This is a genomic window from Streptomyces sp. NPDC051664 (genome assembly GCF_044453545.1).
GTDB lineage: Bacteria > Actinomycetota > Actinomycetes > Streptomycetales > Streptomycetaceae > Streptomyces.
The window spans coordinates 18,850-43,047 of record NZ_JBITCU010000026.1 but is presented as its reverse complement, the minus strand read 5'-3'; the positions used below and the strand labels follow the sequence as shown (position 1 = coordinate 43,047).

Here is a 24,198-nt window from a genome sequence, read left to right as displayed (position 1 = left end):
GGGGTTCTTCGTTCGGATCAGGCGCGAGCCCGGCATGATCCGAACGAGAGGCCCTAGATCACCAGGCTCAGCAGCGCCGCCACCACGAAGCCCGCCACCGACAGGACCGTTTCCAGGACCGTCCAGGACTTGAGGGTGTCGCGTTCGGTGATGCCGAAGTACTTCGACACCATCCAGAAGCCGCCGTCGTTCACGTGCGAGGCGAAGATCGAACCCGCCGAGATCGCCATGATGATCAGCGCCAGATGCGCCTGCGACATGTCGTGGCCCTCGACCAGCGGCACGACGATGCCCGCCGTGGTGACGATCGCGACCGTCGCCGAACCCTGGGCGACGCGCAGGACGACGGAGATCAGCCAGGCCAGCAGGATGACCGGCAGGCCGACGTCGTTGAATGTGTCGGCGAGCGCGTCCGCGATGCCGCTGCCCTTCAGGACAGCGCCGAAGATACCGCCCGCGCCGACGACCAGCAGGATGTTGCCGACCGGCTTCAGCGACGAGGTGGACACCGACTCCAGGGACTTGCGGGACCAGCCGCGCCGGATGCCCAGCAGGTAGTACGCGAGGAGCAGTGCGATCGAGAGGGCGACGAACGGGTTGCCGAAGAACTCGATGACCGAGCGGACGGTGGAGGGATCCAGGGCGATGGAGGAGAACGTCGCGGCGAGGATCAGCACCAGCGGGGTGCCGATGATCGTCAGTACGGTGGCGAGCCCGACCGGCTCCTCCCGCGGGGAGACACCGGCGGCCCGCTGCTCGGCGACGACCGCGGCCTTCGACTCCTCGGCGGCCTCGACCATGTCCTGCGGGACCTCGACGAAGATCCGCTTTCCGATCCAGGCGGCGTAGACCCAGGCGGCGAGGACGGACGGGATGCCGACGACGGCGCCCATGAGGATGACCCAGCCGAGGGAGACGTGGAAGAGACCTGCGGCGGCGACGGGTCCCGGGTGCGGCGGCAGGAACGCGTGGGTCATCGAGAGACCGGCGAGCAGCGGCATCGCGTACAGCAGGATCGACTTGCCGGACCGCTTCGCGGCGGCGTACACGATCGGCGCGAGGACGAAGATACCGACGTCGAAGAAGACCGGGATACCGAAGATGAGGCCGGTCAGGCCCATGGCGAGCGGGGCCCGCTTCTCACCGAAGAGGTTCAGCAGGCGGGCGCTCAACACCTCTGCCCCGCCGGAGACTTCGAGGATCGCGCCGAGCATCGTACCGAGGCCGATGATGATCGCGACATGGCCGAGGATGCCGCCCATGCCGGACTCGATGACGGAGACGGCGGCGGATTTCTGCACCGTGCCGAAGAGCTCGGTGACGGAGAGACCGGCGCCCAGGCCGACGGCTATGGAGACGGCGAGCAGCGCGACGAACGGCTGCAGCCTGACCTTGATGATCAGGAAGAGGAGGAGCGCGATTCCGAGGGCGGCGACGGTCAGCAGACCGGCGGTGCCGTCGATCAGGAGGAGGAGTCCACCGGTGTGGGGTGGTGTCTCGACGGGAGGTGGCGTGGCGGCGAGCAGCATGGGACGACTCCGTGGTGTGGGGGTCCTTCGGGCAGGGTGGGGCGCGGCACGGCGTCCCGGTCGTGCGGGGCGCCGTGCCGTGGGGCGTGGTGCTGCGGTGCGGCAAGCGGATCAGCCGTGGATCGGTCGGCTCGTTCAGCTCAGGACGGCGAGCGCGTCGATCTCGATCAGCAGGCCCTTGGGGAGGCCGACGTAGACCGTCGTACGGGCGGCGGGGGCCTCCTTGAGGTTCTGCTCGCCGAAGTACGCGTTGTAGATCTCGTTCATCTCCGCGAAGTGGTCCACGTCCGTGAGGTAGACGCGCATCATCATCACGTCGTCCCAGCTCGCGCCGCCCTCCTCCAGGATCGCCTTGACGTTGGCGAACGTCTGGAGGGTCTGCTCACGCAGCGTCGGACCGGCCGGGGTCGGCACCTGGCCCTCGACGGCGGGCAGGAAGCCGACCTGGCCGGCGACCTGGAGGATGTTCCCCTTCTTCACGCCGTGCGAGAACTTGGCGGGCGGGGCGGTGTGGGTGCTGGGGGTGAGGGCGGTCTTCTCGGTCATGACGGTTCAGGCCTTCTTGGGTTGGGGGGTGGGCGTGCCGGAGTACTCCCGGGTGATGGCGTCGGCGGTGCGGCGCACCAGCGGGAGCAGGGTGAGGAGTTCCTCTGCCGTGACGACGACGTTCGGCGCGGACACCGACATGGCGGCGACGACCCGGCCGTCCGCGCCGCGGATGGGGGCGCCGACGCAGTTGATGGACTCCTCGTGGCCGCCGAGATCGGTGGCCCAGCCCTGTTCGCGGACGGCGGCGAGCTCCTTGAGGAAGGCGCCGGCGTTCGGGATCGAACGGGACGTGTACATGGGGTAGTCGAGCTTCTCGGCGATCGCACGCCGTTCCGGCTCGGTCAGATCGGCGAGCAGCAGCTTGGCGACGGCGGCGACGGTGATCGCGACGGGTTTGCCGATCCGGGAGTACATCCTGACCGGGTAGCGGCTCTCGACCTTGTCGATGTAGAGGACCTCGTGCTCCTCGTACACCGCGAGATGGACCGTGTGCCCGCACTGTTCGTTGAGCTCGACGAGGTGGGGGTGGGCGATCTCGCGTACGTCGAGGTTCTCGACGGCCTCCTGCGCCAGGGCGAACAGGCGGGCGCCGAGGCGGTAGCGCTGGTCCTGCTGACGGTAGACGAGTCCGTGCTCGTGGAGCGTACGGAGCAGGCGCAGCGCGGTGGACTTGTGGACGCCGAGGCGGTCGGCGACCTGGCCGAGATCGGCGGGGCCCTGGGCGAGGAGCGGAAGGATGCTCAGCGCGCGGTCGACGGTCTGACTCATGGGGTGGGTACCTCCTCGGATGCCCGCTCGGCCGCTGTCCAGCCGGGGCCGAGACGAAGTGTCTCCCAGGCGGTGTCGTCGAGAGCCACCAGCCGGTCGGCGTGGGCACGGGCCGGAGGGTCGGTGAGGTCGCCGGGAACGGTGAGGACTGCGGCGGCCGTCAGGTGCCCGTGCCGGACCCGGTCCCGTACGGGCAGGTCGCGGAGGGTGGCGGAGAGGAACCCGGCCGCAAAGGCGTCGCCGGCGCCGACGGGGGCGACGACGTCGACCCGGAGGGCAGGGACGGTGGCGACACTCTCGGGCGCGCCGGCGACGGAGGAGCGGGATCCGGGGCGGGGCCCCGAAAAGACCGTCGCCCCCTCGGCCCCCCGCTTCACGACCAGTACCCCCGGCTCCGGCAGCGCCGCACGGATCGCCTCCGCGCCGCGCAGCCCCCACGCCTCCTCCGCCTCGTCCTCACCGACGAAGACGAGGTCGGAGCGGCGCGCCAGGTCGAGGAGCACGGCCGGTGCCGCGTCGCCGTCGCGCCACAGCCCCGTCCGGTGGTTCACGTCGAAGGAGATCAGCGGGCGTCCGGGGCGGGGCGCCGTCAGGGAGCGGAGCAGAGACAGACAGTCCTCGGACAGCGCCGCCGTGATCCCGGACAGGTGCAGGATGCGGCCGCAGAGCGCGTCCTCGGCCAGGACGTTCGCCGGGGACATCGCCGATGCCGCGGACCCTGCCCGGTAGTACGCGACCTCGTGCGTGTCGGTCGCCCGGTCGGTCGCCGTACGGAAGTAGATGCCGGTGGGGCGGGCCGGGTCGCGCTCGACCGCCGACGTGTCGACGCCGTACCGGGAGATCGCCTCGACCAGATGGTCGCCGAACCCGTCCGCACCGACGCGGCTGACCCACTTCGTCCGGTGCCCCGACGCCGCGAGCGCGCAGGCGACATTGGATTCGGCGCCCCCGATCGCACGGCCGAAGGACGGCACGTCGGCGAGGCGTCCGGGCTGGGAGGGCAGGAACGTCACCATGGACTCGCCGAGGCAGACGACATCGCTCGTCGTGGCGGCGTGGGCCGCCCCCGCTGCGGGTCCGGGCACTCTGGGCTCCTCGATGATCAGCATTCAGCGCCGGTTCTCACCATTGACCCGGCATCGGCTCGGATGTTAGACAGCGTCAAGCGATATGCGCAATGACTGTTGCATATGTTGCAACGATTACTTCTTGAGGAGGCTCCCTTGGCCGCCGACCACCCGGTCACCCAGGCTGGACTCGCCGCACTCGCCGGACTTGCCGACGAACGGGTCGACCACCGCTTCAAGGCACTCCCGCCCGACGCGGAGGGCCTGACCGTCGGCGCCCTGACCGCCGAACGCCGCAACCTCTTCACCGGCGGCTTCACCACCCCGGTCCTCGCCCTGTCCGCCGAGTCGGTCGAGCACAACCTCGCCCTCCTGGAGACGTACGCGGAACGCCACGGCCTCGCGTTCGCCCCGCACGGCAAGACCTCCATGTCCCCGCAGCTCTTCGCCGACCAGCTGAAGCGCGGCGCGTGGGGCATCACCGCGGCCGTTCCGCACCAGGCGCGGGTCTACCGGGCGTACGGCATCCAGCGGATCTTCCTCGCCAACGAGCTCGTCGACCCGGTGGCACTGCGCTGGCTGACCGGTGAGCTGGCGGCCGACCCGGAGTTCCACTTCGTCTGTTATGTGGACTCGGTGCGCGGTGTCGAGCTGATGGACGAGGCCCTGCGCGCCGCGGGCGCCTCCCGTCCGGTGGATGTCGTGGTGGAGCTGGGCGCGGGCGAGGGTGCCCGCACCGGTGCGCGTACCGAGGCCGACTGCGCGGCGGTCGCCGACGCGGTGGCTTCGACGGGGACCCTTCGGCTGGTGGGCGTGGCCGGCTACGAGGGCGAGGTGCCGGACGCGTCGCCGGAGCGCGTACGGGAGTGGCTGCGCCGGCTCGTCGCGCTGGCGGCGGACTTCGACAAGGCCGGCCGGTTCGCCGGTGCGGACGCGATTCTGGTCAGCGCGGGCGGCAGCGCGTGGTTCGACACGGTGGCCGAGGTCTTCGCGGAGATTCCCGGACTCTCCGCACCGGTGGTGAAGTTGCTGCGCTCCGGTGCGTACGTCTCGCACGACGACGGTCACTACCGGCGGCTCACGCCGTTCAACCGGGTGTCCGAGGAGGGGACGCTGCAGCCGGCCTTCCGGCTCTGGGCGCAGGTCGTGTCGCGTCCCTCCGCCGAGCAGGCGTTCCTCAACGCGGGGAAGCGGGACGCGGCGTACGACCTCGACCTCCCGGAGGCGCAGGTGATCCGGTCCGGGCGCGACGGCTCGGTGCGGGCGGCGACGGGGGTCACGGTCACGGGGCTGTCGGACCAGCACACGTGGGTGCGGACCGAGGCGGGGGCGGAGCTCGAGGTCGGCGACTGGGTGGGGATGGGGCTTTCGCACCCGTGCACGTCGTTCGACAAGTGGCAGCTGATTCCGCTGGTCGAGGCGGACGGCACGGTCACGGACTACATCCGCACGTTCTTCTGATCCTTGCGGGGCCGACTCCCACCACCCCGCCCCTTCCCGGAACCGGGGCGGAGGGGCGGGGTGGGGTGGTGGAAGCGACACCGTCACCGAAAGGCTGCACAACCATGGACCTCGTCATCCGCAACGCCGACGTCATAGACGGCACCGGCGCCCCCTCCTACCGGGCCGATGTCGGAATCGCCGACGGCCGGATCGCCGAGATCCACCCCGAGGGCATCCCGGGGCCCCGCCCCACCGCCACCCGGGCCCTCGACGCCGCCGGCCTCGCCCTCTCCCCCGGTTTCATCGACATGCACGCCCACAGCGACCTGGCCCTTCTCCGCGATCCGGAGCACAGCGCGAAGGCCGCCCAGGGCGTCACCCTGGAAGTCCTCGGCCAGGACGGCCTGTCGTACGCCCCGGTCGACGACCGCACCCTCAGCGAGGTACGGAAGGCGATCACCGGCTGGAACGGCGACGGTTCGGACGTCGACTTCGACTGGCGCACGGTCGGCGAATACCTGGACCGCCTCGACCGCAACTTCGGCGGCCAGGGCATCGCGGTCAACGCCGCATACCTCATCCCGCAGGGCACGGTCCGGATGTACGCGGTGGGCTGGGACGACCGCCCGGCCACCGAGGCCGAGCTGACCCGGATGAAGGAGCTCGTGGCCCAGGGCATGGCGGAGGGCGCGGTCGGCATGTCGTCCGGCCTCACCTACACCCCGGGCATGTACGCCAAGGACGCCGAACTCACCGAACTGTGCCGCGTCGTGGCGGAGCACGGCGGCTACTACTGCCCGCACCACCGCTCGTACGGCGCGGGCGCACTCGCCGCGTACGAGGAGATGGTGCAGCTCACCCGTGACGCCGGCTGCCCCCTCCATCTCGCCCACGCCACCATGAACTTCGGCGTGAACAAGGGCAGGGCCCCCGAGCTGATCGCCCTCCTGGACCGGGCCATCGCCACGGGCGCCGACATCACCCTCGACACCTACCCGTACACCCCCGGCTCCACGACGCTCGTCGCGATGCTGCCGAGCTGGGCGAGCGAGGGCGGACCCGAGTCGGTCCTCACGCGCCTCGCGGACGACGAGGCGGCGGAGCGGATCCGGCACCACATGGAGGTGCTCGGTTCGGACGGCTGTCACGGGGTGCCGATCGAGTGGGACACGATCGAGATCTCCGGTGTCAGCGTGCCGGAGCTCGCCGGCCATGTCGGCCGTACGGTCGCCGAGTCCGCGCGGCTGCGCGGCGAGGAGCCCTGGGTCACCGCCCGCCGCCTGCTCGTCGACGACCGGCTCGGCACGACGATCCTCCAGCACGTGGGCCACGAGGAGAACGTCCGGCAGATCATGCGGCACCGCGTCCACACGGGCGGCAGCGACGGCATTCTCCAGGGCGCCAAGCCGCACCCCCGGGCGTACGGCACGTTCCCGCAGTATCTCGGCCGGTATGCAAGGGAGTTGGGAGTTCTCTCGCTGGAGGAGTGCGTCGCCCACCTCACCTCCCGCCCGGCAGCCCGGCTGCGGCTGCCCGACCGGGGCCACGTCCGCGAGGGCTACCGCGCCGACCTCGTCCTCTTCGACCCGGAGACGGTGGCGGCGGGCTCGACGTTCGAGGAGCCGCGCAGGTTGCCGGTGGGCATCCCGCACGTCCTGATCGACGGCCGCTTCGTCATCGAGGACGGCAGGCGGACGTCCGTCCTGGCGGGGCGGGCGGTCCGGTCGACGCCGTAGCCCTCTCCGTCGGCGCCGCCGTCGGCATGCGGCTCAGGATCCTTCCGCCCGCTCCTTCGCGAGAGCGCACCCGAGCCGCCGCCTGCCGACGACCCGGTGCCCTGTCTCGAGCGCCAGGCCCAGGAGACGTTCACCGTCGGGCTCGGCGTGCTGCTGGACGGGATCGAGGCCGCGGTACGACGCGCGGCTGCGCCGTGAGGCCCGGGGGTCCGGGTCCCACGGCGCACCTCACCGACTACGGCTTGGGCAGGGTGCACCCGGCCCGGTCGAGGTCGATCCTGCTGGCGGTGCCGATGCACGGCACGATGCCATAGGTCTCCTGGGCGTAGTTGATGCCCTGGCGGACCGTCACGTTGCCGCTCTCATCGACCTCGCACGGGTTGTTGTCCGTGCACTGCTGCCCGTCCTCGTTACCGGTGTTGTTGACGGCGACGACCTTGCCGGTCGCGTTGTCGATCACCGGGGAACCGGACGTGCCGCCGATGGTCTGGCAGGCGGAGGTGTAGCGGACCGAGTCCTTCCAGGTCCACTCGCCCTCCTTGAGGCGGTAGACGAAACCGTCGACATTGCAGCTGTACGTGCGCTTCCAGTAGCCGGAGACGACCGTGATCGCGGTGCCCTGGACCGGGTGCGCGGCGTTGAGCTCCAGCGCCTTGATGCCGTAGGTGCTCTCGATCTGGGCGTAGGTGCGGGTGAGTTGGTACAGCGAGATGTCGGTATCGGTCATCGTCCCGTACGCGATCTTGCTGGCGCGCAGCGTGCCGACGCCGCTGCCCGCGGAGTTCAGCAGAGTGAAGCTGCGGGTGGACGACCGGTTCATGACGACCTCACCCGGGCCCGGGAAGCCGGTCTCCATGCAGTGCCCGTTGGAGAGTACGAGGGCCGGGTCGGACGGCAGCGAAGCAGCAGTCCGGACGACGGAGCCGGAACAGTTGCTGAGCGCGACGGTCCCGGCGAAGTTGACGGCCTTGGCCTTGACCGCCTGCGGCGCGGCGACCTTGACCGTGGGCGCGGCCGCGTCGTGGCTTGTGGCCGCGACAGCGGGGGCCGTTCCCGCTCCGAGGAGCAGAACAGCGAAGAGTGCGCCGACGAGAGGCTTTTTCATGTGGGGGTCCCCTCTGTGACCTCTGTGACCGAAGGGTTCCTTCGGCTTTGTCATGCGCATTGTTAGGGGCGTGCCCGTGCGGGGCAAGAGCCTGTTTTCGGCCTAGGGTCGGTCACATGGTGCAGAGCAAGGCCGAGGACGTCGACGGATACCTGGCCGAGATCCCACAGGAGCGCCGGGAGGCCCTGGGCAGGCTGCGGCAGATGTGCCGTCAGGAACTGAAGGGGTTCGCCGAGGTGATGGCGTACGGGATGCCCGCCTACGAACGGAACGGCGTCGGCGAGGTCGCCTTCGCCAGCCAGAAGAACTACATCTCCTTCTACTTGCTGCGCTCCGACGTCCGCGAGGCCTTCGCGGAGCGGCTGGCCGGATACGACATGGGCAAGGCGTGCCTGCGCTTCCGCAAGCCGGAGAACATCGACTTCGACCTGGTGCGCGACCTGTTGCGAGCCACGGCGGCCGGACCGGGCACGGTCTGCTGAGGAAGCGCCCGGGCCACTGACGGGCGTCCGTGAATCCCCCTCGCACCAGCCGGATCACCTCGTGGCCGGAGGCATCCCGCCGCCCCGATTGCGTACGGTCGATCCATGACGACCGACCACGAGTCCGGCCTCGACCTCGACGCGTACCTCGCCCGTATCGGGTGGACCGGCGAGCCTGCCCCCACCGTGGAGGTGCTGCGCTCCGTGCACCGCGCCCACGCGCTGAGCATCCCGTTCGAGAACCTGGACCCCGTACTCGGCAGCGTGCCCTCGCTCGCGCTCGCGGATCTGCAGGCGAAGCTCGTACGCGGTGAGCGCGGCGGGTACTGCTACGAGCAGAACACCCTCCTCGCCGCCGCACTGACCGCGCTCGGTTTCAGGGTCACGCTGCTCTGCGCCCGCGTACTGCTGGGCGCCGCGCCCGGGGACGTGCGTCCGCGCACCCACATGCTCATGCGGGTCGAGGTGCCGGGTGAGCCGACCCCGTATGTCGCCGACGTCGGATTCGGCTGGGACAGTTCGCTGCTGGAGCCGATCCCTTTGGTGGCGGACGTGGAACTGCACGACGCCCCGCGCCGTCATCGGCTTGCGCACGCGCCGCACGACGGCCCGCTGGAGCTGTGGAAACTCCAGGCCGGGCGCGCGGGCGGGAAGTGGGAGGACCAGTACGCGTTCACGCTGGAGCCGTTCCAGGCGCCGGACTACGAGGTCATCAACTGGCACATCGCGACCAACCCGCGCTCCCCGTTCCAGCACCTGCTGTACGTCCAGCGCACCACCCCGGAAGCCCATCTAGCGCTGCTGGGCCGCAGACTCGTGGAGACCTCGGCCGACGGCACGCGCAAGGAGCGTGAGCTGGCGAACGGCGACGAGGTGCTGCAGGTCCTCGCGACCGACTTCGGCATCCGGCTCCCGGAGGGCACCCGCCTGCCGGAGTGAGGGCGGCGGCCGAGGGCCGCGGCTCATCCGGCCGGCATGGGCCGCCTGCCCGGCGGCCCATGCCGATCGCTTCGAGGCGAGGCCATCCGCACCACGCATCCCTCGGTCAGGCCGCGTGCGCTTGGAACCAGAGCGATCCCAGGTCATGGCCGGGAGTGAGATGTACATCCGCGTCGAGAGCGGCCGCGAGCCGCCTGAGCAGTTCAACGGTCGGCGCCGTCCCGCCCTCTTCGATGCACTCGCTGCCATCCTCGTCCATCCCACAACGCGCGGCCAGGTCCGCCGCGGTCAGCTCTAGCGCGGTGCGCCGGTCGTAAAGGGCCTTACCGAAGGCAAGAGCCTCGCGCATGGCGATCCGTTCCGGGTCTTCCGTCTCGGCGCCTGTACGAATCCAGCGATTGTGCTGCCCTGCCCTCACGCCTTCCTCTCATAGGTCTCGGTCACCGTCGTACGGCTCGTTCATACGATGGTCAACTCGCCGCAGAGGACCTTGGTCACGGCCCCCCGCCTCCCTCGCGTGGCGCATCTCACCGGTCCGGCCCGTCACACCCCTATTCCAAGCCTCGCCCCTGCCCGCGCCCGGGGTTCCCACTGTCCGGGGCGGGGCGTGCATGGCGATGGAAGACGCGGCGGGCGGGCGGCGCTACCCGGGTGGGTCAACCTGCGTGGAATCCCCGCGCAGCCGGTGAAACACCGCCGTAAGCTCGCTGACATGCAGGTCATCCAGTCCACGAAGCTCGCCAATGTCTGTTACGAAATCCGGGGCCCCGTGCTCGAGGAGGCCATGCGGCTGGAAACGGCCGGTCACCGCATCCTCAAGCTGAACACCGGCAACCCTGCCGCGTTCGGGTTCGAGTGCCCGCCCGAGATTCTCGAAGACATCCTGCGCAACCTCGCCGGGGCGCACGGCTACGGCGACGCGAAGGGCCTGCTGTCGGCGCGCCGGGCGGTGATGCAGCACTACCAGACCAAGGGGATCGACCTCGGCGTCGAGGACATCTACCTGGGCAACGGGGTCTCCGAGCTGATCCAGATGTCGATGCAGGCGCTGCTCGACGACGGCGACGAGGTGCTCGTACCCGCTCCGGACTATCCGCTCTGGACCGCCTCGGTCTCGCTGGCCGGCGGCACGGCGGTGCACTACCGGTGCGACGAGCAGGCCGACTGGATGCCGGACCTCGCCGACATCGAGCGGAAGATCACCGACCGCACCAAGGCGATCGTGATCATCAACCCGAACAACCCGACGGGTGCGGTCTACGACGACGAGATGCTGCGCGGGCTGACGGAGATCGCCCGGCGCCACAACCTGGTCGTCTGCTCCGACGAGATCTACGACCGGATCCTGTACGACGGAGCGACCCACACCCCGACCGCGGCCATCGCACCCGATCTGATGGTGCTGACGTTCAACGGGCTCTCCAAGAACTACCGGGTCGCCGGATACCGGTCGGGGTGGCTGGCGGTCTGCGGCCCGAAGGCGCACGCCTCCTCGTACATCGAGGGGCTGACCATCCTCGCCAATATGCGGCTCTGCGCCAATATGCCGTCGCAGCACGCGGTGGCCACAGCGCTCGGCGGGCGGCAGTCGATCAACGACCTGGTGCTGCCGGGCGGCCGGATCCTGGAGCAGCGGGACGTCGCGTACGACCTGCTGACACAGATCCCCGGGGTCACCTGTGTGAAGCCGAAGGGGGCGCTGTATCTCTTCCCACGGCTCGACCCCAAGGTCCACAAGATCAAGGATGACCGGCAGATGGTCCTCGACCTGCTGCGGGCCGAGAAGATCATGGTCGTGCAGGGTACGGGGTTCAACTGGCCGGAGCCCGATCACTTCCGCATCGTGACGCTGCCCTCGACCGAGGATCTGACGGATGCCGTCCAGCGGATCGGGAACTTCCTGGACGGATACAGCCAGCCCTGACCATGGCGGCAGCCCCAGTATCGGATCGCGGATAACTTTAGACTGATTCCAAGCTAGGATGGTTCCAAGCAACACCAGGAGGCCATCCATGTACGAACCGATCCGCACCAAATCGGTCCACACACCGGCCGACCACGCCGAGGACTTCCCGCACCGCTCCCGCGAGGAGGAGCTGGACATCCAGCTGGCCGGACACCTGGCCGCGCTCCTCGCGGTCACCGACGAGCTCGGCCTCGGCGAGGCGGGCGACCGCATCGCCGAGCAGGTCGCCCGGCTGCGCGGCGCACCTCCCGCCCGGCACGCCGGCCTGACCGACGCCGCACCGGACACACTCCACCGCCGCGCGCACGCCCTCGCGGGCCGCGCGCTGGTGGTGGCCGCATCCCGCGCCGACACCGCGGCCGCGATCCTCGCGGCCGAGCGGATGGACGCGCACACGGCGGCGATGGCCGCCGCGACCACCCCGCCGCCCGCCGCCGCGACCGGCACCGCGCCCACCCCCGCCCCCGTACGGCTGGTCGGCGCCCTCTGACGGCCCCGGTCCACGGGCCGCGGAGGCGCGTGGACCGGGTGCCACACATCTGCCATCGGCCGTTCCCGTTGCGTACTGGGATGGGCACTTCACCTTCCGTCCACCCAACTCCGTCCGGAATGTGGGTTTCCGCGAGCACGCTGCCTGTGTGAGACGCATCGTGGGAATCGTCCTGGCGGTGCTGCTGATCGGCGGAGTGGCAGTAGCCGTCGTAGCAGGCCGCGACAGCAAGGACACGAGCACGGCAACGAAGACCGTGCGTGGAGTGATCGGGTCGGAGAAGGCGGAGTTCTTCGCCGATCCCGAAGTGGTGAAGGCCCTCGCTGCCAAGGGGTTCACCGTGAAGGCGGAGACGTCCGGGTCCTGGGCCATGGACCAACTTCCGCTGAAGGACTACGACTTCGCCTTCCCCGGCTCGAAGGCGCCCGCCGACGAGCTGCAGCGCAAGTCCTCCGTCAAGGGCGGACCGATCCGGCCCTTCTACTCGCCGCTCGTCGTCGTCGCCCACCGCGGCGCCGCGCAGGTGCTGGCGGACAACGGGCTGGCGACACTGAGCAGCAAGTCCAGCGGAAAGCTGCTCATGGCCCCGTATCTGAAGGCCGCGAAGGCGGACCGGACCTGGCAGCAGCTCAAGGGTGCGGGAAAGCATGCCGAATTGACCGGCACGGTGTTCATCACGAGCACCGACCCCGTGGCGTCCAACTCCGGCGCGCTCTACCTCGCCGCCGCCTCGTACGTCGCCGACGGCGGCCGGGTCGCCGCCGACGAGGCCGCCATCGACCGCACCGCGCCGCTGCTGAAGAAGCTGATCCAGGTTCAGGGGGCACAGCAGACCAGCAGTGACGCGCCGTTCCGGGACTTCATCAGCGGAGTCGGCAATCCGCTGGTCCTGGTGTACGAGTCGCAGGTCGCCTCGCTGCTGCTGCAGAAGCAGGATCTCGGGGATCTGGTCGTCCTCTATCCGGACACCACCGTCTCCAGCGACCACACCCTCGTACCGCTGACCGACTCGGGACGGCAGTTCGGCGAACTGCTCTCCACCGACCGGCGCCTGCGCGAGCTCGCCGTACGGCACGGCTTCCGCCCCCAGGGCGCGGCGGCCGAGTTCACCGCCGCGACCGCCGGTCACACCGACTACATCGACCAACAGCTGACCGGGATCCGCCAGGCGCCCGTGCCCACGGCCACGGTGCTGCGCGCGATGGCCCGCCGGACCCGCGGCTGATGACCCACGCTTCCCGGGAGACCTCACCCATGACCGAAGCCGAGCCGCAGCCGCTCGTCCTCACCCCGCCCGAGCCCGTCGCCCCCGTCCGTACCGAGCAGGCCGCCGGTCTCGTCCCGGTCGACGACTCGGTGCGCACGGAGATGACGCGACGCGCTACCGAGTACGTCGGCGGCCTCGCCGGACTCGACGCCCGCTCACCCGAGTTCACCACCAGGATCGGGGAGATCGCCTCCCTCGGGCAGGGCGACATCCGCAGCGCCGCGCAGCAGTCCAACCGGATGCTGGACCGTACGGTCCGCGAGCTCTCCGCCGGGTCGGGGGACGGGGACGCGCAGTCGAGGGTCGGTGCCTCGCTCGTCGAGCTGCGCCGCACCGTCGAGGACCTCGATCCGCGCGACACCCCCGGCCGCGGCGCCCGCCGGCTGCTGGCGAAACTTCCCGGCGGCAACAGGCTGCGCGACCATGTCGCGAAGTACGCCTCCGCACAGTCCACCCTCAACAGGATCGTCGGCTCGCTCCGCGGCGGCCAGGACGAACTGCGCCGCGACAACGCCGCTCTGCACACCGAGCGCACCCGGCTCTGGGAGACGATGGGCAAGCTCCAGGAGTACGTGGTCCTCACCGAGGCCCTGGACGGCGCCGTCGAGCAACGCATCCGGGCGACGGAGGCCGCCGACCCCGTACAGGCGGACGCCCTGCGCGCCGATGTGCTGTTCCCCGTACGGCAGAAGCACCAGGATCTGCTGGCCCAGCTCGCGGTCTGCGCGCAAGGGTATCTGGCGATGGACGTCGTACGCCGCAACAACGAGGAGCTGATCAGGGGCGTCGACCGAGCCGCGACCACGACGGTCTCCGCGCTGCGGATCGCCGTGATGCTGGCATCGGCGCTGGAGAGCCAGCGCAAAGTGAGCGAACAGGTGCAGGTGCTGCGCTCCACGACGGAGGACCTGATCCGGGGCAATGCGGAGATGCTCGCCACGCAGAGCGGGGAGATCCAGCGGATCGCCGCCGACCCTGCGGTGGGTGCGGAGACGCTGCGGACGGCGTTCCAGCAGATCTACCGGACGCTGGACATCATCGACACGTACAAGGTGCAGGCGACCGAGTCCATGGCGGCGACCGTCGAGTCACTGACGGCCGAACTCCAGCAGGCGAGCAGCCACTTGGAGCGCAGCCGGTCCGCGGGCGCCCTCGAGGGCGGTGGTCTCGGATGACGGGTCGGCTGCGAAGGCTGCGGCGCCGGGTGTCGCGCACACTCGCGTCGCTGCTGGCCGCCGCGGTGCTCGTACCCCTGGCGGCGTGTTCGGCGTCGGACGGTCCCGCGCCGCCCGGGAAGAACGATGACGGCGCGCCTCGGGCCGGGACGCTGCGGGTGCTTGCATCCAGCGAACTCGCTGATATGAAGCCTTTGTTGGAGCAGGCGCGGAAGGCGACCGGGGTCACCGTGCGGCCCACCTGGACCGGGACGCTCGACGCCGTCGAACAGCTCGGGTCCGGGAAGGCGGACGGGGCGTACGACGCGGTGTGGCTGTCGTCCGACGACTATCTGCGGCTCCATCCGGACGCGGCGAAGCGGATCACTTCCGAGACCCCGCTGATGACGTCGCCGGTCGCCCTCGGCGTCAAGCCGTCGGTGGTGAACCGACTCGGCTGGAACCCGTCGGACGTCACCTGGACGCAGGTGCACCAGGCGGTCGCCGACGGGCGGCTGACGTACGGCATGACGGATCCGGCTCGTTCCAACTCCGGCTTCTCCGCGCTGGTTTCGATCGCTTCGGCACTTTCCGGCGCCCAGTCCGCGCTGACCGACGCCGATGTCCGCAAGGCGAGCGGGAAGCTGAAGGAGTTCTTCGGCGGGCAGCGGCTGACCTCGGGTTCGTCCGGCTGGCTGGCCACCGCGTACACCCGGCGCGGCACGGTCGACGCGCTGATCAACTACGAGTCCGTGCTGCTCTCCCTCAACCGGGACAGTCACACCGGACTCACCGTGATCCGCCCGCGCGACGGTGTGGTGACGGCCGACTACCCGCTGAGCCTGCTCTCCGCCGCCTCGCCCGACGCCAAGGACGCGGTCCGCGCCCTGACCTCGTACCTCCGCTCCCCCGCCGTGCAGCGGCAGCTGACCCGGCAGACGTTCCGCCGCCCGGTCGTCGCCTCCGTACGGCCGGCGGCGGCGCTGGCCACCGAGGCCCGTCGGGAACTTCCGTTCCCCGGCTCGCGATCCGTCGCGGACGGACTGCTCGACAGTTACGAGAACAAGCTCCGGCGGCCCTCGCGCACCGTGTACGCGCTGGACACGTCCGGCTCGATGCAGGGCGAGCGGCTAAGGCGGCTGAAGGCGGCGCTGACCGGGCTGACCGGGGACTTCCGGGAACGGGAGGAGGTCACGCTGCTGCCGTTCGGGTCGTCGGTGAAGCGGGCACGCACGCATACGGTCGATCCCGCCGACCCACGGGCCGGGCTCGCGGCGATCAAGGCGGACACCGCCGCCCTGACCGCGAGCGGCGAAACCGCGATCTTTTCGAGTCTGGAGTCGGCCTACGACCGGCTGGGTCCGGACACCGAGTCCGCGTTCACCTCGATCGTCCTGATGACGGACGGCGAGAACACGACGGGCGACTCGGCCGACGACTTCGCCGCCTTCTACCGCTCGCTCCCGGCGGCGCGTCGCGCCACCCCCGTCTTCCCGGTCGTCTTCGGCGACTCGGACCGTGCGGAACTGGACGCGATCGCCACCCTGACCGGCGGCCGGCTCTTCGACGCGACGAAGGACCAGGGGCCGGGCTCCCTGGACGGGGCATTCGAGGAGATCCGTGGCTACCAGTAGAGCGTCGGGCCGGGTCATGGCGTACGTCGAGTCCCGCAAGAACCTCACCGGGAGTGCGTGCGGGATCGCCGGGCTCGCCCTCACCTTCACGGGACTGGCAGGTGCGTACTGGCCGGTGGTGATCGTCGGGCTGTACGGCGCGGGCGCACTGATCGCCCCGCCCGAGCGGCCGCCCGCCCCGGACTTCCCCGATCCGTCGTCGCAGCTGGAGACGGTGCGGGCCGACTTCGCGACCCTGCGGGAGTATCTGACCGGAGTGGAGCTGCCGCCTGCCGCCTCCGGGCGGCTCGTCGAGCTGACCGGGCTGCTGGAAGGGCTGCTCGCACCCGGCTGGGTCTCCGAGGCCCTCGCCACCGACCCGGAAGCCATCCATGCCCTGTCCCGCGCCGTGCACCAGGACATCCCGGAATCCGTCGACACGTATCTGCGGACCCGCTGGTGGACGCGGCTGACGCCGGGCACCGAGCCGCCCGAGCGACCGCTCGAACAGCAGCTTTCGCTGCTGCACCGGGAGGCGGAGTCGCTGGCCACGGGGCTGCGGGAGGCCGAGGCACGCCGGCAGCAGACGCACACGCGGTATCTGGAGGACCGGGGCCGGGCGAACTGAGCCCCGCACAGGCCCGGCCGGCCTCCGGGCGGCCCCACCGGAGGTCATGTGAAGGAACAGCGGAGCAATGTGAAGGTCTCGTACGTGGGCCTGCAGCGTTGTCCGGACGTTCCTTATAAAAGGGGCGGGAAAGGGCGGCCCCCGGAACCGTAAGGGGGTTTCGGGGGCTGTACCGCGTCGGGCCGTTGAACCACAGGTCAGGGTGGATGTCGGACGACCCGGCCACGGAGTGTGCACGAGGGGCGCACTTCGGGAGTGCGCCCCCGCGCGCGTCAGCCCAGACGCTGGACCAGCGCGCGGTACTCGTCCCACAGCTCCTTCGGCGTGTGGTCACCGAAGGTGTTGAGGTGCTCGGGGACCAGCGCCGCCTCCTCGCGCCAGACCTCCTTGTCGACCGTGAGCAGGAAGTCCAGCTCGGACTCGGAGAGGTCCAGGCCGACGGTGTCCAGCGAGCCCTTGGCGGGCAGGATGCCGATCGGCGTCTCGACGCCCTCGGCCTTGCCCTCCAGGCGCTCGACGATCCACTTCAGAACACGGCTGTTCTCACCGAAGCCCGGCCACACGAACTTGCCCGCGTCGTTCTTGCGGAACCAGTTCACGTAGTAGATCTTCGGCAGCTTGGACTGGTCGGGCTTGTCGGCGCCGACCTTGATCCAGTGGTTCATGTAGTCGCCCATGTTGTAGCCGCAGAACGGCAGCATGGCGAACGGGTCGCGGCGCAGCTCGCCGACCTTGCCCTCGGCGGCGGCGGTCTTCTCGGAGGCCACGTTGGCACCGAGGAAGACACCGTGCTGCCAGTCGAAGGACTCGGTGACCAGCGGCACGGCCGAGGCGCGGCGGCCGCCGAAGAGGATGGCCGAGATCGGCACACCCTTCGGGTCCTCCCACTCCGGCGCGATGATCGGGCACTGCCCGGCCGGCACCGTGAAGCGGGCGTTGGGGTGGGCGGCGGGCGTCTCGGACGCGGGCGTCCAGTCGTTGCCCTTCCAGTCCGTGAGGTGGGCGGGGGCCGTCTCGGTCATGCCCTCCCACCACACGTCACCGTCGTCGGTGAGCGCGACGTTCGTGAAGACGGAGTTGCCCCACATGGTCTTCATGGCGTTGGCGTTCGTGTGCTCGCCGGTGCCGGGCGCGACGCCGAAGAAACCGGCCTCGGGGTTGATCGCGTGGAGACGGCCGTCCTCGCCGAACCGCATCCAGGCGATGTCGTCGCCGATGGTCTCGACGGTCCAGCCGGAGATCGTGGGCTCCAGCATGGCGAGGTTGGTCTTGCCGCAGGCGCTCGGGAACGCAGCGGCGACGTACTTCGACTCACCCTGCGGCGGCGTGAGCTTCAGGATCAGCATGTGCTCGGCGAGCCAGCCCTCGTCGCGCGCCATCACCGAGGCGATGCGGAGCGCGTAGCACTTCTTGCCGAGCAGGGCGTTGCCGCCGTAGCCGGAGCCGTACGACCAGATCTCGCGGTCCTCGGGGAAGTGCGAGATGTACTTGGTGGAGTTGCACGGCCACGGAACGTCCTCCTGGCCCTCCTCCAGTGGCGCGCCCAGCGTGTGGACGGCCTTGACGAAGAAGCCGTCGGTGCCGAGCTCGTCGAGGACAGCCTGGCCCATGCGGGTCATGGTGCGCATCGAGACGGCGACGTACGCGGAGTCGGTGATCTCGACGCCGATCGCGGACAGCGGGGAGCCGACGGGGCCCATGCAGAACGGGACGACGTACATCGTGCGACCGCGCATGGAACCGCGGAAGACTCCCTGCTCACCCGTGAAGATCTCCCGCATCTCGGCGGGGGCCTTCCAGTGGTTCGTCGGGCCCGCGTCCTCCTCCTTCTCGGAGCAGATGAAGGTGCGGTCCTCGACACGGGCCACATCGCTCGGGTCGGAAGCGGCGTAATACGAGTTCGGCCGCTTCGTCTCGTCGAGCTTGGTGAACGTGCCGTTGGCCACGAGCTCCCCGCACAGGCGCTCGTACTCGGCCTCGGAGCCGTCACACCAGACCACACGGTCCGGCTGGGTGAGGGCTGCTATCTCATTCACCCAGGTGACGAGCTCCTGGTGACGGGTGGGAACAGTGAGGGGAGCCGCGATGTCGCGCGCCACGATCGCTCCTTGTTGAGGGTGTCTTTTCGGTAGGTGCCCCGTGGGGGCCGCGACCCGGATGCTTCGTAGCCGCTCATCCGGTGCCGACCGCACTCATTTGATCATCCGACCGATTCGCCCATATGTCCAGGGGGCCGCCCACGTGAGCATCACCACTCATGTTCGCAACTTACGGAGGCGTAGGTAGCATGCGGACATGACTGCTGCCGCCGCGCCCGAACCAGCCGAGGCCGAACCCGAGGTCGAACCAGCCGGGCCCGAGCCGGCCGAGCTGGCGCTGCCGTTCCCGGTGAAGCCACATCTGCGCGGCTGGCTGCACGCCGGAATGTTCCCCGCGGTACTGATCGCGGGGATCGTGCTGATCGCACTCACGGACAGCACCCGCGGCCGGATCGCCTGCGGCATCTACATCGTGACCGCATGCCTGCTCTTCGGAGTGAGCGCGGTCTACCACCGCGGCACGTGGGGCCCGCGCGGCGAGGCGGTGCTGCGCCGGCTCGACCACGCCAACATCTTCCTGATCATCGCGGGCACCTACACGCCACTGACCCTGCTGCTGCTCCCGGAGTCGACCGGGCGGCCGCTGCTGTGGGCGGTCTGGGCGGCGGCCGCGGCCGGCATCGCCTTCCGGGTGTTCTGGGTCGGCGCCCCCCGCTGGCTCTACACACCCTGCTACATAGCGATGGGATGGGCAGCGGTCTTCTTCCTGCCCGACTTCATGCGCACCGGCGGGATCGCGGTGCTGGTTCTGGTGATCGTCGGCGGGCTGCTCTACAGCGCCGGCGGCGTCATCTACGGCATCAAACGGCCCAACCCGTCACCCCGATGGTTCGGCTTCCACGAGGTCTTCCACTCGCTGACCCTGGCTGCGTTCGTCGTGCACTACGTCGGCATCTCACTGGTGGCGTACAACCACAGCTGAGCGCCCTCCCCCCTTGTGCCCCTCAGTGGCCGCGGCCCGAAAGCCGCGGCCACTTCGCATGCCACCGCTCCGGCACGGACCGGTGGACGCCGGCATGGCCCCGGCACCCGCCGATGCCCGAGAATGGCGATCATGGCCGCCACCTCCCGTACCTCGCCTCCCACCTCCGTCGAGGCGCAGCCCCGGCCGGGGCTGCGCGAACGGAAGAAGCTCAAGACCAGGATGGCGATCCGGCGCTCGACGTACCGGCTGATCGCCGAGCAGGGGTACGACGCCACCACGATCGAGCAGATCGCGGAAGCGGCCGAGGTGTCGCCGAGCACCGTCTTCCGGTACTTCGCGACCAAGGAGGACATCGTCCTCACCGACGAGTACGACCCCCTCATGGAAGCGGAGATGCGCAACCGTCCCGCGGACGAACCGCCGTTGCAGTCACTGCGGTTCGTCGTGACGGAGGCGCTGGCGGCGTTCCTCGCCACCGAGGAGGAGGAACTCCGTCGGCGCACCCGGCTGATGGTGGAGGTCCCCGCGATCCGCGCGCGGACGGCGGAGACCATGTCGGACACGGCGAAGATCCTGGCCCGGGTACTCGCCGACCGCAGCGGCCGCAGCGCCGACGACCTGCAGGTCCGGGTGTTCGTCGCGGCGGTGCTGGGGGCGCTCCGCGAGGTGACGCTGTACTGGGGCGAGCACGGTCAGGAAGGTGACCTGATCGCGATGGTCAACCAGGCCCTGGACACGCTCGAGGGCGGCCTGACGCTCTGACACCTCCGGCGCGGCCGGGCCCGGGTGACCGAGCCCGGCCGCCCCCGTCACCCCCCGAGCTTCCGCGCCAGCTCCTGCGCATCCGTCGTCGGCGCATCGCACACGAAGTGCCGGCAGACGTACGCGGTCGGCGTTCCGTCCACCATCGGCCGGTCCACCAGCAGCGGAAACTCCGTACCGCCCGCCGCGCCCGCCGCGACGACCGCGCCCGGCGCCCGCCCCAGCAGCGCCGTACGGTGCAGTTCGCCGCCGACCGGACCGGTGACCGCCACTTCGCGCGGGCCGTCGAGAAGCGCCTCCGCGACCGCGAGTCCCCACCCGATGAACCGCGGCGCCCGCGGCCCGAGGGCCTTCACCACCCCCAGCGCACCCTCCGCAGCGGTGCGATGGGCCTCCGAGCCGGTGTGTGCCGCGTAGGAGAGCAGCGCCCCGGCCGCCGCCGTCCAGCCCGCAGGAGTCGCACTGTCGGTGGGGTCCTGCGGGCGGCGGATCAGCTGTTCCGCGTCGTCCGCCGTGTCGTACAGCTGCCCGCCCTCGCCGGTGAAGTGCTGGAGCACGATGTCGAGCAGGAAGCCGGCGAACTCCAGCCAGACACCCTCGCCGGTGACGGCGGCCAGCGCGAGGAAACCCTCCGCAACATCGCCGTAGTCCTCCAGCACCCCGGCGTTGTCGCCCGTCCGGCCGTCCTTGGACGTCCGGGCCAGCCGGGCGACATCGCCCATATGGACCCGGACCAGCAGGTCGGCCGCCTCGGTGGCGCGCTCGATCAGATCGGGACGGTCGAAGTACGCCCCGGCCTCGGCGAGCGCGGCGATCGCCAGACCGTTCCAGGCCGCCACCACCTTGTCGTCCCGTCCGGGACGCGCCCGCTCCTCGCGGGCCGCGAGCAGCCGGGCCCGTACATCGGCGGCCCGGCCCGCGTCCACCGCCACGTCGGTTCGCGGCAGTTGCAGCACGGAGGCGCCCTCCTCGAAGGTGCCCTCCTCCGTCACCCCGAAGTGATCGGCGGCGAACGCGGCGTCCTCCTCACCCAGCACCTCGCGCAGCTGCGCGGGCGTCCACACGTAGTACGCGCCCTCGACGTGCTTGCCGCCGCCGTCCTCGCTGTCCGCGTCGAGCGCGGAGGCGAACCCGCCCTCCGCGGTCCGCAGCTCCCGCACCATGAAGTCTGCGGTCTCCAGCGCGACCCGGCGGGCCGGCTCGGACCCCGTCGCCCGCCACAGATGGGCGTACACCCGGCAGAGCAGCGCATTATCGTAGAGCATCTTCTCGAAGTGCGGCACGACCCATTCCCGGTCCACCGAGTACCGGGCGAACCCGCCGGCGAGCTGGTCGTACATCCCGCCCCTGGCCATCGCCTCACAGGTGTCGGCGGCCATCTGGAGGGCGCCCTCGGCGCCGGTACGCGCGTGGTGGCGCAGCAGGAACTCGATCGTCATGGACGGCGGGAACTTCGGGGCGCCACCGAAGCCGCCGTGCTTCTCGTCGTACTCACGGCTCAGCCCGAGCAGCGCCTGCGCCAGCTCCGACTCGCCCGGCAGCCCCTCCCCGCCGTGCGCCAGCGAGCGGCCTGCCAGATCGCGGACGATGCGCCCGGCGACCTCGTTGACCTCGTCGAGGCGGTCGGTCCAGGCGGAGACGACACCTTCGAGCACCTGAAGGAAGGACGGCATGCCGTGGCGGGGCTCGGGCGGGAAGTACGTACCGAAGTAGAAGGGCTCGGCGTCGGCGGTCAGGAAGACGGTCATCGGCCAGCCGCCCTGACCGGTCGCGGCCTGCACGGCCTCCATGTACACGGCGTCGACATCGGGCCGCTCCTCGCGGTCGACCTTCACATTGACGAAGTGCTCGTTCATGTATGCCGCGGTCGTTTCGTCCTCGAAGCTCTCGACCGCGAAAACATGGCACCAATGGCAACTTGAGTAACCAACGCTCAACACCACCGGAACGCCTCGCTCCCGCGCCTCGTCAAAGGCCTCGGGCGACCACGGCCACCAGTCGACCGGATTGTCGGCGTGTTGGAGGAGGTACGGAGACGTCTCATGGGCCAGGCGGTTCGGCATACCCCCATCCTGCCTGAATGGACCCGCTCCAACCCATGACCCGGCCCTCAAGCCGCGGGATCGGATGCCGCCACTCGGTCCGCCCACTTCCAGACCGGCGACACACGTGAGTAGTCCCAGGTCCGGTTCCCCTTCACCCCCGGCCGGATCACCAAGTACTCAAAGACCGAGGCAATCACCTTGCGCCGCTCATCGAAGTCCATGTCACCCGACTTCCAGCGCTCCCGAATCGACTCCGGCAGTCGCACGGGCCCGCGCCCTCCCTTGGGAAAGAGAAACCTCTCGATGGCGTCGTCCACAAGCGGGCCACTGATCGCGCAGCGTCCGCAGCCCCGGCCCGCGGCTCCTTGCAGATGTAGTTGTACGGGCTTCTCCGGCTCCTGCTGCTTTTGGAGCCACCCATTTTCCGGCCACACGTCTGTCCGGGCTTGGTCTCCCCGCCACAGCGCAGAAATCCACTGGCCAGGTACCTCGGTCCGGCCTTCTCGCCCGTTCGCCGCGGCGCGCCGCTCCCGCGGTGCATATAAAGGCTTCCCGCCGCGAACGTCGCACACAGCGCCTGCCACTGTTCGGGGTTCACTATGGGTTCCCACTGGCCCACCACGGGAACCCTGGTGTCCGGATCGAGCAACAGCTCACCGCGGTTGGCTCGGTAGCCGCACACACGCGGTGCCGTCATGATCTGCGTGACCGTTTGAGGGTTGTGGACACCACCACGCGTCCCTCTCACGCCCAGCCGGTACCACTCACGTGCAATGGCATTGACCGGCATACCCCCGATGCGATCCTCGATGGCCTTGCGCACCAGCTCGGCCTCGACCGGGTGCAGGGTGATTCTGTCGTCCGCCCAGCCGAAGGGGCGCGGTCCGCTGTGCGGCATTCCGTCCATCGCCCGGGACCAATGCCAGTTGCGAACTCTCTGGGCTCGGATCTCGGTCTCCGCAGCAGCCGCTTCGAGGGACAGCACAGCCTTCAACAACCCTTCTTTGGTATAGGGGTTACGGACTCCGCTCTGATCGACATGTATGCGCCCGGGGTGGCACGTCAGGGCTTCGATGAACCGCGCGAAGTCCTCCACGCGCCGATAGAGGCGGTCGTCTGCCACACAGACGACGCCGCCCAGTGGCATACCGCTGCCGATGGTCCCTCGCCTGAGGTCCAAGAGCAGCCTGTCGAACGCTGGTCGCGAACACCCCGGCTTGGAGGCATTGCACCCGTTGTCGGTATATCTGGCGACGATGACGCAGCCCTGCTCACGGGCGGACTTCTCGTTGATCCGGTGTTGATTATTCACCCCATGGGCATCGCCCTTCCGGAAGTCTTCAGACGTACGGGCGTAAGCAGCAACTGGAACGCGGCCCGAGCCAGCGGCAATTGATGAGGATGACATGGCAAGTCCGCTCTGTATCGAGAATTCATCCGACAGTCACTTCAACGCGCGAACGCGGGACAAGTCACACCGCAGGCAACAAGCTCCACCTCACCAGCCGTCCGGACTCGTCAGGTGAGCACAACGGCCGCTCGGGTGACACCACTTGCCCCGTTTGCTCTCGCGCTCAGCCGCCCCACACAGGACACTTGTTCCGAACCGAAGCTCTCGGAGGGGGACGAAC

Annotated in this window: 21 protein-coding genes and 1 pseudogene; 12 read left to right on the top strand and 10 right to left on the bottom strand. The window is 69.9% G+C overall.

Annotation, left to right across the window (positions count from 1 at the left end):
• Positions 1-53 precede the first annotated feature (53 nt).
• From ACIA8E_RS32160 to ACIA8E_RS32145, 4 genes are all read right to left on the bottom strand, one after another.
• The gene (locus tag ACIA8E_RS32160) at positions 54-1,529 is read right to left on the bottom strand and encodes a GntP family permease (RefSeq protein ID WP_399303348.1); all 1,476 of its coding nucleotides are present in this window, start codon (positions 1,527-1,529) and stop codon (positions 54-56) included.
• A gap of 135 nt (positions 1,530-1,664) precedes the next feature.
• Positions 1,665-2,075 (bottom strand): RidA family protein, encoded by a 411-nt coding sequence (locus ACIA8E_RS32155; protein ID WP_399303346.1) that lies wholly within the window; start codon positions 2,073-2,075, stop codon positions 1,665-1,667.
• 6 nt (positions 2,076-2,081) lie between these two features.
• The gene (locus ACIA8E_RS32150; RefSeq protein WP_267002558.1) at positions 2,082-2,846 is read right to left on the bottom strand and encodes an IclR family transcriptional regulator; all 765 of its coding nucleotides are present in this window, start codon (positions 2,844-2,846) and stop codon (positions 2,082-2,084) included.
• Positions 2,843-3,931, bottom strand: coding sequence for a sugar kinase (locus ACIA8E_RS32145; RefSeq protein WP_399303344.1), 1,089 nt, complete (start codon positions 3,929-3,931; stop codon positions 2,843-2,845). Before ACIA8E_RS32145 ends, ACIA8E_RS32150 begins: the two co-directional genes overlap by 4 nt.
• A 138-nt stretch (positions 3,932-4,069) precedes the next feature.
• On the opposite strand from ACIA8E_RS32145, the gene ACIA8E_RS32140 reads away from it, so the two are divergent.
• Positions 4,070-5,374: an alanine racemase gene (locus ACIA8E_RS32140; RefSeq protein ID WP_399303342.1), complete on the top strand. Its 1,305-nt coding sequence runs from the start codon at positions 4,070-4,072 to the stop codon at positions 5,372-5,374.
• Between the two features lie 104 nt (positions 5,375-5,478).
• Positions 5,479-7,092, top strand: a complete 1,614-nt coding sequence (locus ACIA8E_RS32135; RefSeq protein ID WP_399303340.1) for an amidohydrolase family protein — start codon at positions 5,479-5,481, stop codon at positions 7,090-7,092.
• Positions 7,093-7,327: 235 nt separating this feature from the next.
• Here ACIA8E_RS32135 and ACIA8E_RS32130 read toward each other — a convergent pair whose 3' ends face one another.
• On the bottom strand, positions 7,328-8,197 hold the full coding sequence (locus ACIA8E_RS32130; RefSeq protein ID WP_399303338.1) for a serine protease: 870 nt from the start codon (positions 8,195-8,197) through the stop codon (positions 7,328-7,330).
• Positions 8,198-8,313: 116 nt separating this feature from the next.
• Between ACIA8E_RS32130 and ACIA8E_RS32125 the strand changes: the two genes are divergently transcribed.
• Positions 8,314-8,679, top strand: a complete 366-nt coding sequence (locus ACIA8E_RS32125) for an iron chaperone (protein ID WP_399303336.1) — start codon at positions 8,314-8,316, stop codon at positions 8,677-8,679.
• 105 nt (positions 8,680-8,784) lie between these two features.
• Positions 8,785-9,618 carry an arylamine N-acetyltransferase gene (locus tag ACIA8E_RS32120; RefSeq protein ID WP_399303334.1) on the top strand — a complete coding sequence of 278 codons (834 nt, stop codon included), beginning with the start codon at positions 8,785-8,787 and terminating at the stop codon, positions 9,616-9,618.
• 106 nt (positions 9,619-9,724) lie between these two features.
• On the opposite strand, the gene ACIA8E_RS32115 is transcribed toward ACIA8E_RS32120, so the two are convergent.
• On the bottom strand, positions 9,725-10,036 hold the full coding sequence (locus ACIA8E_RS32115; protein ID WP_399303332.1) for a helix-turn-helix domain-containing protein: 312 nt from the start codon (positions 10,034-10,036) through the stop codon (positions 9,725-9,727).
• Between the two features lie 294 nt (positions 10,037-10,330).
• Here ACIA8E_RS32115 and ACIA8E_RS32110 point away from each other — a divergent pair, with 294 nt between their 5' ends.
• From ACIA8E_RS32110 to ACIA8E_RS32085, 6 genes are all read left to right on the top strand, one after another.
• Entirely contained in the window at positions 10,331-11,542 is a 1,212-nt protein-coding gene (locus ACIA8E_RS32110) for a pyridoxal phosphate-dependent aminotransferase (protein WP_030969252.1), read from the top strand.
• A gap of 88 nt (positions 11,543-11,630) precedes the next feature.
• Positions 11,631-12,074 carry a hypothetical protein gene (locus ACIA8E_RS32105; protein ID WP_399303329.1) on the top strand — a complete coding sequence of 148 codons (444 nt, stop codon included), beginning with the start codon at positions 11,631-11,633 and terminating at the stop codon, positions 12,072-12,074.
• Between the two features lie 121 nt (positions 12,075-12,195).
• Positions 12,196-13,299 (top strand): substrate-binding domain-containing protein, encoded by a 1,104-nt coding sequence (locus tag ACIA8E_RS32100; RefSeq protein ID WP_399303327.1) that lies wholly within the window; start codon positions 12,196-12,198, stop codon positions 13,297-13,299.
• Positions 13,299-14,516 (top strand): toxic anion resistance protein, encoded by a 1,218-nt coding sequence (locus tag ACIA8E_RS32095; protein ID WP_399303325.1) that lies wholly within the window; start codon positions 13,299-13,301, stop codon positions 14,514-14,516. The genes ACIA8E_RS32100 and ACIA8E_RS32095 overlap by 1 nt, the downstream gene beginning before the upstream one ends.
• Complete coding sequence (locus ACIA8E_RS32090; RefSeq protein ID WP_399303323.1) at positions 14,513-16,129, top strand: substrate-binding domain-containing protein; 1,617 nt, start codon at positions 14,513-14,515, stop codon at positions 16,127-16,129. The genes ACIA8E_RS32095 and ACIA8E_RS32090 overlap by 4 nt, the downstream gene beginning before the upstream one ends.
• A 16-nt stretch (positions 16,130-16,145) precedes the next feature.
• Complete coding sequence (locus ACIA8E_RS32085) at positions 16,146-16,736, top strand: hypothetical protein (RefSeq protein WP_399303449.1); 591 nt, start codon at positions 16,146-16,148, stop codon at positions 16,734-16,736.
• Between the two features lie 272 nt (positions 16,737-17,008).
• On the opposite strand, the gene ACIA8E_RS32080 is transcribed toward ACIA8E_RS32085, so the two are convergent.
• Positions 17,009-18,835, bottom strand: a complete 1,827-nt coding sequence (locus ACIA8E_RS32080; RefSeq protein WP_399303321.1) for a phosphoenolpyruvate carboxykinase (GTP) — start codon at positions 18,833-18,835, stop codon at positions 17,009-17,011.
• A gap of 196 nt (positions 18,836-19,031) precedes the next feature.
• Here ACIA8E_RS32080 and ACIA8E_RS32075 point away from each other — a divergent pair, with 196 nt between their 5' ends.
• Complete coding sequence (locus tag ACIA8E_RS32075; protein WP_399303319.1) at positions 19,032-19,757, top strand: hemolysin III family protein; 726 nt, start codon at positions 19,032-19,034, stop codon at positions 19,755-19,757.
• A gap of 132 nt (positions 19,758-19,889) precedes the next feature.
• Positions 19,890-20,522 (top strand): TetR/AcrR family transcriptional regulator, encoded by a 633-nt coding sequence (locus tag ACIA8E_RS32070; RefSeq protein WP_399303317.1) that lies wholly within the window; start codon positions 19,890-19,892, stop codon positions 20,520-20,522.
• 47 nt (positions 20,523-20,569) lie between these two features.
• On the opposite strand, the gene ACIA8E_RS32065 is transcribed toward ACIA8E_RS32070, so the two are convergent.
• The 3 genes and pseudogenes from ACIA8E_RS32065 to ACIA8E_RS32055 all read right to left on the bottom strand — a co-directional run.
• The gene (locus tag ACIA8E_RS32065; RefSeq protein ID WP_399303315.1) at positions 20,570-22,585 is read right to left on the bottom strand and encodes a thioredoxin domain-containing protein; all 2,016 of its coding nucleotides are present in this window, start codon (positions 22,583-22,585) and stop codon (positions 20,570-20,572) included.
• 47 nt (positions 22,586-22,632) lie between these two features.
• A complete protein-coding gene (locus ACIA8E_RS32060; RefSeq protein WP_399303451.1) occupies positions 22,633-22,884 on the bottom strand; it encodes a hypothetical protein in 252 nt (83 codons plus the stop codon).
• Between the two features lie 257 nt (positions 22,885-23,141).
• Positions 23,142-23,975, bottom strand: a pseudogene (locus ACIA8E_RS32055) (recombinase family protein); the annotation flags it as partial.
• Positions 23,976-24,198 lie beyond the last annotated feature (223 nt).

Excerpts from the sequence above, each read along its gene's own strand:
- ACIA8E_RS32120 (WP_399303334.1), top strand. The coding sequence starts at position 8,785 with ATGACGACCGACCACGAGTCCGGCCTCGACCTCGACGCGTACCTCGCC.
- ACIA8E_RS32125 (WP_399303336.1), top strand. The coding sequence starts at position 8,314 with ATGGTGCAGAGCAAGGCCGAGGACGTCGACGGATACCTGGCCGAGATC.
- ACIA8E_RS32065 (WP_399303315.1), bottom strand. The coding sequence starts at position 22,585 with ATGCCGAACCGCCTGGCCCATGAGACGTCTCCGTACCTCCTCCAACAC.
- ACIA8E_RS32155 (WP_399303346.1), bottom strand. The coding sequence starts at position 2,075 with ATGACCGAGAAGACCGCCCTCACCCCCAGCACCCACACCGCCCCGCCC.
- ACIA8E_RS32150 (WP_267002558.1), bottom strand. The coding sequence starts at position 2,846 with ATGAGTCAGACCGTCGACCGCGCGCTGAGCATCCTTCCGCTCCTCGCC.
- ACIA8E_RS32090 (WP_399303323.1), top strand. The coding sequence starts at position 14,513 with ATGACGGGTCGGCTGCGAAGGCTGCGGCGCCGGGTGTCGCGCACACTC.
- ACIA8E_RS32095 (WP_399303325.1), top strand. The coding sequence starts at position 13,299 with ATGACCCACGCTTCCCGGGAGACCTCACCCATGACCGAAGCCGAGCCG.
- ACIA8E_RS32160 (WP_399303348.1), bottom strand. The coding sequence starts at position 1,529 with ATGCTGCTCGCCGCCACGCCACCTCCCGTCGAGACACCACCCCACACC.
- ACIA8E_RS32130 (WP_399303338.1), bottom strand. The coding sequence starts at position 8,197 with ATGAAAAAGCCTCTCGTCGGCGCACTCTTCGCTGTTCTGCTCCTCGGA.
- ACIA8E_RS32075 (WP_399303319.1), top strand. The coding sequence starts at position 19,032 with ATGACTGCTGCCGCCGCGCCCGAACCAGCCGAGGCCGAACCCGAGGTC.
- ACIA8E_RS32070 (WP_399303317.1), top strand. The coding sequence starts at position 19,890 with ATGGCCGCCACCTCCCGTACCTCGCCTCCCACCTCCGTCGAGGCGCAG.
- ACIA8E_RS32085 (WP_399303449.1), top strand. The coding sequence starts at position 16,146 with ATGGCGTACGTCGAGTCCCGCAAGAACCTCACCGGGAGTGCGTGCGGG.
- ACIA8E_RS32135 (WP_399303340.1), top strand. The coding sequence starts at position 5,479 with ATGGACCTCGTCATCCGCAACGCCGACGTCATAGACGGCACCGGCGCC.
- ACIA8E_RS32110 (WP_030969252.1), top strand. The coding sequence starts at position 10,331 with ATGCAGGTCATCCAGTCCACGAAGCTCGCCAATGTCTGTTACGAAATC.
- ACIA8E_RS32105 (WP_399303329.1), top strand. The coding sequence starts at position 11,631 with ATGTACGAACCGATCCGCACCAAATCGGTCCACACACCGGCCGACCAC.